12 protein-coding genes and 1 tRNA gene are annotated in these 12,974 nt (G+C 65.2%); 5 read left to right on the top strand and 8 right to left on the bottom strand.

Translation table 11 applies throughout. The features are described from left to right. Window positions 1-27: 27 nt before the first annotated feature. The gene (locus tag ADBZ9O_RS14025) at window positions 28-1,956 is read left to right on the top strand and encodes an acyl-CoA dehydrogenase family protein (protein WP_526532175.1); all 1,929 of its coding nucleotides are present in this window, start codon (window positions 28-30) and stop codon (window positions 1,954-1,956) included. Window positions 1,957-1,964: 8 nt separating this feature from the next. Here ADBZ9O_RS14025 and ADBZ9O_RS14020 read toward each other — a convergent pair. Next, window positions 1,965-2,037, bottom strand: a tRNA-Asn gene (locus ADBZ9O_RS14020). A 166-nt stretch (window positions 2,038-2,203) separates the two neighbouring features. Here ADBZ9O_RS14020 and ADBZ9O_RS14015 point away from each other — a divergent pair. Further along, window positions 2,204-2,449 carry a hypothetical protein gene (locus tag ADBZ9O_RS14015; RefSeq protein ID WP_526532173.1) on the top strand — a complete coding sequence of 82 codons (246 nt, stop codon included), beginning with the start codon at window positions 2,204-2,206 and terminating at the stop codon, window positions 2,447-2,449. A gap of 3 nt (window positions 2,450-2,452) precedes the next feature. Here ADBZ9O_RS14015 and ADBZ9O_RS14010 read toward each other — a convergent pair whose 3' ends face one another. From ADBZ9O_RS14010 to ADBZ9O_RS14000, 3 genes are read right to left on the bottom strand one after another with little or no spacing between them, the layout of a single operon-like run. Further along, window positions 2,453-2,758, bottom strand: coding sequence for a DUF7155 family protein (locus ADBZ9O_RS14010; RefSeq protein ID WP_526532171.1), 306 nt, complete (start codon window positions 2,756-2,758; stop codon window positions 2,453-2,455). Between the two features lie 52 nt (window positions 2,759-2,810). Then, on the bottom strand, window positions 2,811-4,757 hold the full coding sequence (dnaG, locus tag ADBZ9O_RS14005; RefSeq protein WP_526532169.1) for a DNA primase: 1,947 nt from the start codon (window positions 4,755-4,757) through the stop codon (window positions 2,811-2,813). Between the two features lie 20 nt (window positions 4,758-4,777). Further along, window positions 4,778-6,049, bottom strand: coding sequence for a deoxyguanosinetriphosphate triphosphohydrolase (locus ADBZ9O_RS14000; protein ID WP_526532167.1), 1,272 nt, complete (start codon window positions 6,047-6,049; stop codon window positions 4,778-4,780). A gap of 65 nt (window positions 6,050-6,114) precedes the next feature. Between ADBZ9O_RS14000 and ADBZ9O_RS13995 the strand changes: the two genes are divergently transcribed. Next, window positions 6,115-8,130 carry a TPM domain-containing protein gene (locus ADBZ9O_RS13995; RefSeq protein WP_526533146.1) on the top strand — a complete coding sequence of 672 codons (2,016 nt, stop codon included), beginning with the start codon at window positions 6,115-6,117 and terminating at the stop codon, window positions 8,128-8,130. 73 nt (window positions 8,131-8,203) lie between these two features. Here the strand turns inward: ADBZ9O_RS13995 and ADBZ9O_RS13990 are convergent, their stop codons facing one another. Both ADBZ9O_RS13990 and ADBZ9O_RS13985 read right to left on the bottom strand, forming a co-directional pair. Then, the gene (locus tag ADBZ9O_RS13990; RefSeq protein WP_526532165.1) at window positions 8,204-9,088 is read right to left on the bottom strand and encodes a type IV toxin-antitoxin system AbiEi family antitoxin; all 885 of its coding nucleotides are present in this window, start codon (window positions 9,086-9,088) and stop codon (window positions 8,204-8,206) included. 127 nt (window positions 9,089-9,215) lie between these two features. Continuing rightward, window positions 9,216-10,637 carry a glycine--tRNA ligase gene (locus ADBZ9O_RS13985; RefSeq protein WP_526533144.1) on the bottom strand — a complete coding sequence of 474 codons (1,422 nt, stop codon included), beginning with the start codon at window positions 10,635-10,637 and terminating at the stop codon, window positions 9,216-9,218. A gap of 130 nt (window positions 10,638-10,767) precedes the next feature. Between ADBZ9O_RS13985 and ADBZ9O_RS13980 the strand changes: the two genes are divergently transcribed. Further along, window positions 10,768-11,145, top strand: coding sequence for an ArsR/SmtB family transcription factor (locus tag ADBZ9O_RS13980; protein ID WP_526532163.1), 378 nt, complete (start codon window positions 10,768-10,770; stop codon window positions 11,143-11,145). A 62-nt stretch (window positions 11,146-11,207) separates the two neighbouring features. Next, the gene (locus ADBZ9O_RS13975; protein ID WP_526533142.1) at window positions 11,208-11,546 is read left to right on the top strand and encodes a Fur family transcriptional regulator; all 339 of its coding nucleotides are present in this window, start codon (window positions 11,208-11,210) and stop codon (window positions 11,544-11,546) included. A 35-nt stretch (window positions 11,547-11,581) separates the two neighbouring features. On the opposite strand, the gene ADBZ9O_RS13970 is transcribed toward ADBZ9O_RS13975, so the two are convergent. Then, window positions 11,582-12,469 carry a hypothetical protein gene (locus ADBZ9O_RS13970; protein WP_526532161.1) on the bottom strand — a complete coding sequence of 296 codons (888 nt, stop codon included), beginning with the start codon at window positions 12,467-12,469 and terminating at the stop codon, window positions 11,582-11,584. Between the two features lie 89 nt (window positions 12,470-12,558). Then, on the bottom strand, window positions 12,559-12,966 hold the full coding sequence (locus ADBZ9O_RS13965; RefSeq protein WP_526532159.1) for a hypothetical protein: 408 nt from the start codon (window positions 12,964-12,966) through the stop codon (window positions 12,559-12,561). Between the last annotated feature and the right edge of the window lie 8 nt (window positions 12,967-12,974).

The following is a 12,974-nucleotide window of genomic DNA, read 5'->3' as shown; positions in this document are numbered from 1 at the left end:
AATCGGCCGCACGGGTTACCGTCGAGTATGACTTCCACGGCGGAACATTTGCGCAATACCCTCGACGGTCGCTGGCGAGACGTGAAGAACCGGGTACGAGAGGAACTCAGCGGCGAAGTTTTCCGGCCGCACTACACCCCGAACACCGTGATCGCACGCACGAAGGTCGGTGAGCAGCTACGCATTATGGCCGCGGCGGGTGCCGCCGAGGACGGCTTCTCCAAGGAACACGGCGGCAACGGCGACGTCGGCGCCGCAGTCACCCAGATCGAGATGCTGGCCATGTCCGACCTGTCTTTGATGGTCAAGGCCGGTGTCCAGTGGGGCCTGTTCGGCGGCGCGATCGAGAATCTGGGCACCGAACGGCACCACGAGGCCTACGTCCGGCGCATCATCGAGCTGGACCTGCTCGGCTGCTTCGCGATGACCGAGACCGGTCACGGTAGCGATGTGCAGTCCCTGGAAACCACGGCCACCTTCGACCCCGCCACCGCCGAGTTCGTCATCGATTCCCCGACGCCGTCGTCGCGTAAGGATTACATCGGCGGTGCCGCTCAGACCGCCACGGTCGCAGCAGTATTCGCCCAGTTGGTGACAGAAGAGGACGGCAAGCCGGTCAGTCATGGTGTGCACTGTCTGGTGGTGCCGATCCGCGACGCCGACGGCAACGACCTGCCTGGTGTGACCACCTCGGACTGCCATTACAAGGGCGGCCTGCCCGGGGTGGACAACGGCCGGATCATGTTCGACCACGTCCGGGTGCCGCGGGAGAACCTGCTGAACAAGTACGGCGACGTCGCCGCAGACGGCACCTACAGCTCGCCGATCGAGAATGCGAACCGCCGGTTCTTCACCATGCTGGGCACCCTGATCCGTGGCCGCGTCACCGTCGGCGGCAGTGCCGGCGCCGCGGCGCGGGTCGCGTTGGACATCGCCACGCGGTATGCGTTGCAGCGCAAGCAGTTCAGTGCACCCGACGGTGACGACGAGGTCGTGATCATGGACTACCTGGTGCATCAGCGTCGGCTGTTCCCGTTGATCGCCCGCTCGTATGCCCTGCAGTTCGCCCAGAACGAGTTGGTGGCCAAATGCCACGAGCTGCAATCCGCGGAGTCACCCGACGCCGAGGAACAGCGTGAGCTGGAATCGCGCGCGGCCGGCCTGAAGGCCGCCAACACCTGGCATGCCACCAACGCCATCCAGGAGGCCCGCGAGGCCTGCGGTGGCGCCGGTTATCTGGCCGAGAACCGGCTGATCGCGTTGAAGGCCGACACCGACGTCTTCACCACCTTCGAGGGCGATAACCACGTCCTGACCCAACTGGTGGCCAAGGAACTGCTGACGGCCTACGCCGACGACGTCAAGGGTATGAGCCCGGTCGAGTGGGTGAAGTTCGCGGCCAACTTCGCCAGCGACCGCGTCATGAAGCGCACCGCCGCCGAGGCGATTATGCAGACCATCCTCGACACCCGCCAGGACAACGAGGAGGAGGGCAGCCTCTTCAACCGCGGCACCCAGGTCAAGATGTTCGAGGACCGCGAGGAGTACCTGATTTCGTCGGTGGCCCGACGCCTGCAGCGCAAGTCCAAAGAGATGTCGGCCTTCGACGCGTTCAACGCCGTCCAGGACCACGTCCTGCACACCGCCAAGGCCCATATCGACCGGATCGTGCTGGAAGCGTTCGTAGCGGGTATCGACACGTGTGAAGACCCAGAGGCCCGCAAGGTACTCGGCCTGGTGTGTGATCTGTACGCGCTGTCGGTGATCGAGGCCGACAAGGCCTGGTACATCGAACACCGGTATCTGTCGACCGAACGTGCCAAGGCGGTGACCCGGGGTATCAATGACCGCTGCCGGCTGCTGCGGCCCTACGCGGAGATCCTGGTCGACGGTTTCGGTATTCCGGAGCAGCTGCGCTACGCCGAGATGCTGCACCCGGAGAACCTGGCCGACTGACGTACTTGCTCCCCCGCCTGGACTCGAACCAGGAACCTGCCGATTAACAGTCGGCTGCTCTGCCAATTGAGCTACAGGGGATTGGCATCTCCGCGGTGCACTCCCGCGGACCGAGGAGTGACTCTAGCGTACTGGCCCCGTCCTACCCAAAGTCGCTCCTGCGGCGGCGCGCACGGCCGCGGGTGAGGCAGGATGGAGAGCAACAAACTTGCGTATTTTCGTTGAAGAAGGACCTGGAGGCATCTGAGTGATCCGCTTTGTCGCCGTACTGGGAGTTGGCTACGTGCTGGGCTCTAAGGCCGGCCGGCGCCGCTACGAACAGATCGTCGGCACGTATCACGCCGTGACCGACAGCCCGGTGGCCAAATCGGTGATCGACGCGGGACGGCGCAAGATCGCCAACCGGGTGTCCCCTGATGCGGGCATGGTCGAACTCACCGAAGTCGATGGTCAGACCGTGGTGATCCCGCCGCGGCAACCACCGCGGCCTTAAAGGTCAGCCCAGCGGGACGTTGATCGTCTGGCCCGGAAGCAGCGGGCCGGTGCTGATCCCGGGGCTACCGCTGTAGGGGCCGCCGATGGAGATGCCGGGGCTGCCGAAGCCGGTCTGGCCTGCCCCGCTGGAATTCGAATACGACAGGCACGTCCCGGTCCCGCGCGCGCCCAGCCAGGAGATGCATTCTGCCTGCGTGGAGCTGACCGCGGGGGCGCTGAAGGAGGCGTAGGCCGGCGCCGCGACAGCTGCCGCCGCGAACGCACCGATGACAATGATCCGACGTGCACGACCCGCAACGATTCCCATGACAAGCCCCTTCTTCGACATCAGCAGTACCAGGGTAAACCCGTCCGCAACCTCACGCCGTCACATCGTCGCCGCTGGCCTGCTGCAACAGGCTGCGCCGGTAGGCCTCCATCGCGACCAGGTCACCGAACAGTGCGTGGTATTCATCACTGTGCTCGACCGGCGACATCCGCTGCAGCTTGGATTTCACCTCAGCGATCTGGCGGCCGACCCACACCTCCTGCAGGCGGGCCAGCACGCTGGAGATGTAGCGCGGCAGTCTCTCCTCGTCTTCGACCCGGATGCCCTCGACACCCAGTTCGTTGACCAGTGCGCCCGCGGCCGGTGACGGCGCCTGCTGACGTACGGCATCGATCCACTGCGCGCCGCCGATCCCCGTGGCCGTTCCGCCGGCCGCCTCGATCGCGCTGCGGACGGCGGCGTACCCGGGGTGGGTGAAGCTCTCGACGGTCAACGAGTCGAATACCGGCCCGGACAGGGCCGGGTACTGCAGCGCCGATTTCAGCGCCTCCCGCTGCGGCCACAGCGTGGGATCTTTCGGGTTGGGCCGCTGCGCCGCGGCAGAATGCTCCGGTGCCGGCGCGGTGCCCGGTCGCCGGCTGTCGGTGCGGGCTCCCCTGCCGTGCTGAGCCTGGTTGCCGTTGCCGCCCTGGGCGCTCCTGCCGGTCTTGGCACCGTCGCGGACCCGGCTGATCACCTGCGCGACGTCATCCCAGCCGACCCAGCCGGCCAGCTGCCTGGCGTATTCGTCGCGCAGGGTCGGGTCCTTGATCAGTGCGACCATCGGCACACAGCGACGCAACGCCGCGACTCGGCCCTCGGCGCTGTCGAGGTCCATCTCGGCCAGGGCCGTACGAATCGCGAACTCGAACAACGGAGTTCGCCGCGCCACCAGGTCCCGCAGCGGGCCGTCGCCAGATTTCAGCCGTAGATCGCACGGGTCCATCCCGTCGGAGGCAACCGCGACGAACGACTGCCCGGCCAGATTCTGTTCACCCTCGAGCGCCTTGACCGCCGCGGCGCGACCGGCAGCATCACCGTCGAAGACGTAGATGAGCTCACCGCGAAAGAACTTGTCGTCCATCATCAGTCGCCGCAGCATCGAGAGGTGCTCGTCACCGAACGCGGTACCGCAGGAGGCGACCGCAGTGGTGACGCCGGCCAGATGCATCGCCATCACGTCGGTATAGCCCTCGACGACGACCGCCTGATGCCCCTTGGCGATATCGCGTTTGGCCAGATCGAGCCCGTAGAGCACCGACGACTTTTTGTAGAGCACCGTTTCCGGGGTGTTGACGAATTTCGCACTCATCGGGTCGTCGTCGAACATCCGGCGCGCACCGAACCCGATCACCTCACCGCTGGCCGCGCGGATCGGCCACAGCAGCCGGCGATGGAACCGGTCCATCGGGCCGCGTTTACCCTCGCGCGACAGCCCGGCGGCTTCGAGCTCCTTGAACTCGAAACCCTTACGCAACAGATGCTTTGTCAGCTTGTCCCAGCCCGACGGCGCCCAGCCACAGCCGAAGTGTTTGGCCGCGGCAGCGTCGAAATTGCGGTCGGTCAGATACTTGCGACCCGGTTCGGCCTCCGCGGTTTCCAGCTCGGCGGAGTAGAACTCGGCGGCGGCGGCGTTCGCGGCGATCAGCCGGCTTCGGCTACCCCGGTCGCGCTGCACGTTGGTGGTCGACGCACCGGTGTAGGTGATCGTGTAGCCGATCCGGTCAGCCAGCATCTCGACGGATTCGACGAACGAGATGTGCTCGATCTTCTGCAGGAAGGCGTACGCGTCACCACCCTCACCGCACCCGAAGCAGTGAAAATGACCGTGGTTGGGCCGGACGTGAAAGGACGGCGACTTTTCGTCGTGGAACGGGCACAACCCTTTGAGGGAGTCGGCCCCGGCGCGGCGCAGCTGAACGTAGTCACCGACGACGTCTTCGATGCGGGTGCGTTCTCGGATGGCCGCGATATCGCGATCGGGGATGCGGCCGGCCATTCGGTCAGTCTAGTGGCCAGTCACAACGGGCGAGGCGACCGCGCCTCATGCACTCTTTCCAATCGCCCCTCGGTGTACGACGCGATCTGGTCGATCACCACACGCAGCCGGGCACCGTCATCATTCGCCGACACGAATTCGGGCGCGAACTGCGGATCCAGGCTGCCAGGGGCCTGTGCCCACAGCGCCAGCGCCACCTCGTGGATCAGCGTTCGCTGGTCGGCCTGAATCTGAAGGTGGTGGTGGTCAGACATGATGAACTGCAGCGCCAGCATCTTCAGAATCGCCACTTCGGCACGCACCAGGTCGGGCACGGCCAGATCGGTGTCGAACCGGCCCAACGGCCGTGCCCCGGCAACGGCCCTGGTCTCGGAGATCGCAGCATTGGCGAACCGCCCGACGAGCTCGCTGGTCAACCTCTTCAGGGCGACCGATGCGGCCAGCGTGCCATCGTATTTTCCGATCGCGGCCACCACCGGCATTGTCGAGAGCCGGTCCGCGGCGGCCAGCAGGTCATCAGATGCTGCGGCCGGGAACGATTCGACCCCGAGGCGCGCGAGCGTCGCCGCGGCCACCGGATCGGCCAGTACCCGCAGATCGATGCGTCCGGAGATCACGCCGTCCTCGACGTCGTGCACCGAGTAGGCGACATCATCGGCCCAGTCCATCACCTGGGCCTCCAGGCACGGCCGCTCCGCGGGGGCGCCGGCGCGCAACCAGGCCGCAGCGGTGGCGTCGTCGTCGTAGAAGCCGAATTTCCTGCGGCCAGGCGACCGCCGCCACGGATACTTCGTCACCGCATCCAACGCCGCTCTGGTCAGGTTCAGACCTGCCGAACGACCTTCGCTGTCAAGCACTTTGGGTTCCAGCCGGGTGAGGATCCGGAAATTCTGCGCGTTCCCCTCGAACCCGCCGAACGAGTCGGCGATCTCCGCGAGCGCCCGCTCCCCGTTGTGCCCGTAGGGCGGGTGGCCGATGTCATGGGCCAGGCCCGCCAAATCCACCAGGTCCGGGTCGCAGCCGAGGCCGATCGCCATCCCGCGACCGATCTGGGCCACCTCCAAGGAATGCGTCAACCTGGTGCGTGGAGTGTCGCTCTCGCGTGGACCGACCACCTGCGTCTTATCCGCCAGCCGCCGCAGCGCAGCACAATGCAGCACGCGGGCCCGGTCGCGGGCGAAATCGCTGCGGTGCTCGGTGTTGGTCCCGGGCAGCGACGCGGTCTTCTCGACTTCCCGCACCGGACGCTCACGATCGAAATCGTCGTAGTGGTCCTTCTGATTGGTGCTCACTGGGGCACAGTCTGCCAGGGAGGTCCGTCTCTATCGTCGTGCGCATTACATTGGCGGTCATGCGCATCACCATTGTCCGGGTGTTCGGCATGCTGCTCACGATTCTCACCGCGGCCGCCTTCCTCGCTCCGTCCGTTGCCGCCGATCCCCCGTTGCGCCTGCGGGACTATGTCACCGATAGCGCCAACGTGCTGTCGAGTGCGCAGCGCACGCAGGTCCAGGACGCCGTCGATCAGCTCTACACCGAGAACCGCACCCGCCTGTGGGTGGTGTACGTCGACACCTTCTCCGGGCGCACCCCGGTGAAATGGGCCCAAGAAACCATGGACGACAGCAGCTTCGGCGAACAGGACGCGCTGCTGGCCGTTGCCGTCACCGACCGGGCCTACTACTTTCAGCCACCGGGCGGTATGCGTGACTCGGATGCGGCGTCGTTGCGGCGCAACAACATCGAGCCGGCGCTGCACGACGACAACTGGACCGGTGCGGCCATCGCCGCCGCGACCGGTCTGAATGTCTCCAGTTCGACCGGTTCGGGGGTGTCCTGGATCGGCCTGCTCATCGCGTGCGCGATCCTGGCCGTGCTGGTCGTGGCGCTCTGGCTGTGGATGCGGCACCGCAAGCGCAGGCGCCGCGACGCCGAGTTCGCCGCGGCCAAACAGGTGGACCCCACCGATCCGACTGCGCTGGCGGGGGTGTCCCTCGAAGCGCTCGATGACCTGGCCAAGACCATCGTGGTGGATGTGGACAACGCCGTCCGCACCAGCGAAGGCGAACTCGCGCTTGCGGTCGAGGAATTCGGCGCCCAGCAGACCGAACCCTTCACCGCAGCGGTGACGAACGCGAAAGCCACACTGGCCCAGGCATTCAACGTGCGCCAGATCCTCGATGACGCCGCCCCGGAGACACCACTGCAGCAACGGGACCTTCTGACCCGGGTGATCGTCGCGGCCGCAAGGGCCGACCGGGCCCTCGACACGCAGAGCGAGGCCTTCGAGAAGCTGCGCGACCTGTTGATCAACGCCCCGACGCGCCTTGACGCGCTGACCCAGCAGATGGTGGCGCAAAGCGCCAGGCTCACCCCGTCTGAGCAGACACTGGCGGGGTTGCACAAACAGTTCTCCGACGCGGCGCTGGCATCGATCGCAGGCAATGTCGAGGCTGCGCAACAACGCCTGACGTTCGCCGACCAGAACATCAGCACAGGACGGAATCTGGTCAGCAGACCCGCTGGTGACCAGACGGGTCTCATCGACGCCATCAGGGCCGCCGAGGGCGCGCTGGGTCAGGCTCAGACGCTGCTCGATGCCGTCGACAACGCATCGACCGATATCAACCGGGCCATCGCCGGACTGCCCGCGGCCATCGCCGATATCCAAAACGGTATCCATGCGGCGGGTGAGCAACTGAGACAACCGAATACACCGCAATCGGCCGAGCTGACATCGGCCAGGGATGCCGCCGTCAAGGCCGTCGGCGAGGCCAACAGCGGCGGAAGTACCGATCCGCTGGGCGTGTTCACCCGACTCATCAAGGCCGATGCCGACCTCGACCGGGTGCTGGCGGGTATCGCGGAATTTCGCCAAGAGGCCGAGAAACAGGCCAGGACGTTGGAGCAGGCGCTGTTCACCGGGCAGTCCAGGGTCACGGCGGTGTCAGATTTCATCGACACCCGGCGCGGCAGCATCGGTCCCGAGGCGCGAACGCGACTCTCGGAGGCCATTCGCCAACTCGACGCCGCCCAGGCCACCAAGACGACCAATCCGGCCGAGGCAATCGCCTATGCCAATGGGGCGGCCACTCTCGCCGCCCAGGCGCAGACACTGGCCAACGACGACGTTCGCAACGCCGCGCAGGCCTACGCCCCGCAGTACGGCGGCAACAGTTCCGATCTGGGGTCGGTGCTCGGCGGCATCATCATCGGCAGCGTGCTGCGGGGCGGTTTCAGCGGCACCGGGATGGGTGGCAGCTGGGGCGGAAGCTACGGCGGTGGCCGCAGCATGGGTCGCCCGACCTCATACGGAGGGTCGTCGCATTCCTCCGGCCGCAACTACAGCGGTGGCGGCGGCGGCCGTTTCTAGGACTTTCGCCTTCCCTGCCGAGCGCGCGTGTTTGTCCGCCGACACGCCGCATTTTTCGTACAAATCTGTACGCTCACGCGACCGACCGTTCCATCTCAACCCTGATGCGCCGCACCATGTCCCACGCCTGTCGTCGGACATCGTCGCTGACAATCGACAGAACGGACCAACCCAGCTCGCCAAGCGCGGCTTTCTTCTGCCGATCGCGCCGGAACTCCTCGGGACCGCTGTGCCAGTCGAATCCGTCGTACTCCACCGCGACTTTGTACTCAGGCCAGGCGAAATCAACCCTCCAGGTCCGCCAGTTCCTGTCGACAATCTCGTACTGCAGCACCGGCGGCATCAAGCCGTGATCGTGCATCGCCAACCTGGCTTCGCTCTCCATCGGCGATTCGGCAAGCGGCGAGGCCAGCGGGATCAGCTCGCGCGTCGCGACGATGCCCCGCCGGCCCGCCTGTCGGGCCGCGGACCTCAACAGGTCGCCACCGTTGCACGCTCCACTGCGCAGCGCCGCATCCAGTGTCGCCAGCGCACGGGGCCGTCGCAGCCCGCGCGAAACCTCCACCGCCGTCCAGGCCGGCGCTACCGCAGGTCTGTCGTCGATTGCGACCAACGGTGCGCCATCACGTCGGTGCACCACCAAGCCATCGCTATCTCGAAGCAAGTGGCCGTGCGGATTGAGCACATGCAGATCCAAGACGTCCTCGGTGTCGAATCCATACGCTGCCGCCGCGGTGCCCAGACACACCGCGACTGGTTCGCCGGCCCGTAAATCAAGCCCGCGCAACCGCATTGCGTTGTCGAGCTCGCCACAGCCGTAGATTCCCGGCCACACTTTGGCGAGTGCGCCCGAATCGAGCCTGGCCGCCAGTTCCCGTCGGCTCAGGATACGAAGGAGCTGTCCCGACGTCGCCACACCACCCTGCTCACGGAGCAGAGCGTCAAGGTCGTAAACCACCCACGCAGTGTGGAATCACGACATCGCCAGGGGTAGTCAGGCCTGTGGATACCCGTGCCGAGCGCGCGTATTTGCACAGAAAATGCGGCGTGTCGCCGGACAAACACGCGCGCTCGCGGAAAGAGGTTTAGGCGCCCTTGAGCCGCACCGCCAGGTAATCAGATACCGCGTCGAGGGAAACCCGCTCCTGGGCCATGGTGTCGCGCTCGCGAATGGTGACCGCGTGGTCCTCAAGTGAGTCGAAGTCCAGCGTCACGCAGAACGGTGTGCCAATCTCGTCCTGACGGCGGTAGCGCCGCCCGATCGCACCGGCGTCGTCGAATTCGATATTCCACGACTTCCGCAGTTCCGCGGCGAGATCCCTGGCCTTCGGCGACAGGTCGGCGTGCCGCGACAGCGGCAGCACCGCAGCCTTCACCGGCGCAAGGCGCGGATCCAGCTTGAGCACGGTGCGCTTATCGACGCCGCCCTTGGCGTTGGGTGCCTCGTCCTCGTAATAGGCATCCACGAGGAAGGCCATCAGCGACCGGGTCAACCCGGCTGCCGGCTCGATCACGTACGGCACGTAACGGGTGTCGGTGGCCTGATCGAAGAATGACAGGTCGACGCCGGAATGCTTTGAGTGGGTGGACAAATCGAAGTTTGTCCGATTGGCGATACCCTCGAGCTCGCCCCAGGGATTACCGGCGAAACCGAACTTGTACTCGATGTCGACCGTGCCATCGGAGTAGTGCGACAGCTTTTCTTTGGGGTGGTCGTAGAGCCGAAGGTTGTCCGGATTGATCCCGAGGTCGTGGTACCAGGCCAGCCGGGTGTCGATCCAGTACTTGTGCCACTCCGGGGCCGTCGACGGTTCGACGAAGAACTCCATCTCCATCTGCTCGAACTCGCGGGTCCGGAAGATGAAGTTGCCTGGGGTGATCTCGTTACGGAAGCTCTTGCCGATCTGGCCGATGCCGAACGGCGGCTTTTTGCGCGAGGTGGTGACCACGTTGGCGAAGTTGACGAAGATGCCCTGAGCAGTCTCCGGGCGCAGATAGTGCAGCCCTTCTTCGGACTCGATCGGGCCGAGATAGGTCTTGAGCATCATGTTGAAGTCGCGAGGCTCGGTCCACTGCCCCTTGGTGCCGCAGTCCGGGCAGACGATCTCAGACATCGACACGCTATCTGGATCAACGGCGGTGTCGCGCGTCCCCTTCTTGAGGGCGTACGCCTCCTGCAGATGGTCCTGCCGATGCCGCTTATGGCAGTTCTGGCACTCCACAAGTGGATCGTTGAAGACCTCGACGTGACCGGAGGCCACCCACACCTGGCGCGGCAGGATGATCGCGCTGTCCAGGCCGACGACGTCATCGCGGCTGGTCACCATGGAGCGCCACCACTGGCGCTTGATGTTGTCCTTGAGCTCCACGCCCAACGGGCCGTAATCCCACGCCGACTTGGTACCGCCATAGATCTCGCCGGACTGGTAGACCAAACCGCGACGCTTGGCCAGGTTCGCGATGGTGTCGATGACGGACGCCACGGTGTATGAACTCCTGTGCTGGATGGGGATACAACCCAATCAGCCTAGCCGTGCTCCTGCGGCACGCGGTCACGCGTCACCTTTGACATGCGTCATCATGCATGTAAAAGTGGACTGCGTAAGTGAAAACGGTTTCCAATAGATTGTGCCTGGAGTGGAACAAGTGCCCATCGCGACCGAAGACGAGCATCGACACGGTCATCTATCCACCCTGCCGCCGCGCGAAATTCTCGACAGCGCCGGCGATATCCTGCGCGCGCTGGCGGCGCCGGTCCGGATCGCGATCGTCCTCCAACTTCAGGAGTCGCAGCGGTGCGTTCATGAACTGGTCGACACCCTCGAGGTGCCCCAACCGCTGGTCAGCCAGCATCTGCGCATCCTGAAGGCAGCGGGTGTGGTCGCCGGGGAACGGTCCGGGCGCGAGGTGCTCTACCGCCTGGTCGACCATCACCTGGCCCACATCGTCGCCGATGCCATCGCTCATGCGGGCGAAGCTCACTCCGAAGCCCATGCAGCTGAGGACCGCCAGTGACAGATACCGAAGTCACCCGCGTCACCCGCGCCACCCGCCAGCGCTCAGCCATCACCACTTTGATGGACAGCATCGGCGAGTTCCGCTCCGCGCAGGAGCTTCATGACGAACTCCGCAGGCGCGGCGACAACATCGGCCTGACGACCGTCTACCGCACACTGCAGTCCATGTCGGCGGCGAATCTGGTGGACACCTTGCGCACCGACACCGGCGAGTCGGTGTACCGGCGCTGCTCGTCGCACCATCACCATCATCTGGTCTGCCGCGACTGCGGCGCCACTGTCGAGGTCGCCGGGCCCGAAGTTGAAACGTGGGCCGCGGAAGTGGCAGCCGCCCAAGGCTTTTCAGATGTCAGCCATACCATCGAAATCTTCGGCACCTGTGCAGCGTGCCGGGGCTGACGCGTCACGACACTGAGCCTGCAATTGGTTGCTTGTCAGGGGCGCGCGATGGTTCCCAGTGCTGCGGTCTGCGCATCGGTGATCTGCTGCAGCTTGGCCCGAATATCCGCCGAATTCGCCAAAATCTCATTGACGAACGCGGCTCTATCGATCGGCGCCTGACCCGCCTCCGCCTCCGCCTTCGCGGCGTCGGCCATGATCTGGTCAGTTTTGGCAGACTGCCCGGTCTGCAGTTGAGTCAGCGCAGTCTGCTCGTGCTGCAGCTCAGCAAGAGCACCTATCTTCGCGTAATTGCCCGCAGCCAGTGGCTTGATCGACTCGATGGCCGCCGCCCGATCCTTTACCGCGGCATCCATGTCGGCCGTCGACTTTTTGCGCTGTGAAGCCAAACCCTTGAGCTCAGGGGCTATCCCGATCACGCCGGAGACAATCCCGCTCGCCAGCTGCGGCTCGTTCATCCGCAACAAGTCCAGGGCGGCCTGCTCATCCGCTCGGGCAGCTTCCTGCATTGCGCGGGCGTCGTCGCGCATCCGCAATCTCGCTTCTATGGCTGCCCGGTTCAGCTCGTTGGCCTCGTTCATCATCCCAACGACATCGTCGAGCGCGTCGCTCCCGAGGTCCGTGAATTTGTTAGCGGTCATCTCTTCGGCCTCTCGCCACGCCTTGTCCTCGATGTCTTCGGCCCTCTTGATGTCGTCGTCCGAGGCATTGGGGCCGACACTGACGGCGGTGCTAGCAACACCGGTATCAGGACCCGGGTCGGTGCCATTCGACTCCGACTTGCCTGAGTCCGACGACGAACCGGAACCGGAACCGGAACCGGAGGGCTCCGCGAACACTTCGCCGAGCGGCAGCCCAAAAGACAAAGCCAGGACAATCGCGCCGACGGTGACGCCTGCCCGACCAAGGTTGCATACGGGCACAGGAAAGACCTTCCGTCCAGGGATGAGGCTCGCAAGATAGCCCACAATTGACGGCAACGTCGAAAAACACCCACAACGCGACCAGGTGTTCAGCTAACGAGCGCGGTCCGTACGTCGGCACCGGTGTCCAACACCATCACCACCAGCGTGCGCAGCGCGTCGTCGGTGAGCCCGGCGGCCGGGAAGTTGTAGCGCAGCAACACGTCACCAGTTTTCTTCGCGCCGCTGTTGCCCGCGCCGATCTTCTCGACCAGCGACACGGTGCCCAGTAGTGTGTCGCCTGCGTGCTTGGCGACTCGTGCGCGAATCTTGCTGTCCAATGGCAGATCCCACGCCAGCACCTGCGTCAGGGACACCAGGTCGAGGTCCTCGGCGATGGTGACCACTCGCAGCGAGGCGAACGTGTCGGCGTGATGCACGGTCAGTGCTCCGTCGTCCTCACGGGTGACGGGGAGAATCGCTTCGAGTACCGCGGGCAGTCGCTCCGACAGGTCCATCAGGACGC

The organism is Mycobacterium sp. (assembly GCF_965229105.1).
Classification (GTDB): Bacteria; Actinomycetota; Actinomycetes; order Mycobacteriales; family Mycobacteriaceae; genus Mycobacterium.
Note: the sequence above shows the minus strand (reverse complement) of the source record. Positions and strands in the feature narration are given on the sequence as shown.

Bases quoted from the DNA above. Each gene is read 5' to 3' on its own strand.
- ADBZ9O_RS14025 (WP_526532175.1), top strand. From the start codon at position 28: ATGACTTCCACGGCGGAACATTTGCGCAATACCCTCGACGGTCGCTGG.
- ADBZ9O_RS14010 (WP_526532171.1), bottom strand. From the start codon at position 2,758: ATGGGAATCGTTGCGGGTCGTGCACGTCGGATCATTGTCATCGGTGCG.
- dnaG (WP_526532169.1), bottom strand. From the start codon at position 4,757: ATGGCCGGCCGCATCCCCGATCGCGATATCGCGGCCATCCGAGAACGC.
- ADBZ9O_RS13975 (WP_526533142.1), top strand. From the start codon at position 11,208: ATGGACAGCATCGGCGAGTTCCGCTCCGCGCAGGAGCTTCATGACGAA.
- ADBZ9O_RS13965 (WP_526532159.1), bottom strand. From the start codon at position 12,966: ATGGACCTGTCGGAGCGACTGCCCGCGGTACTCGAAGCGATTCTCCCC.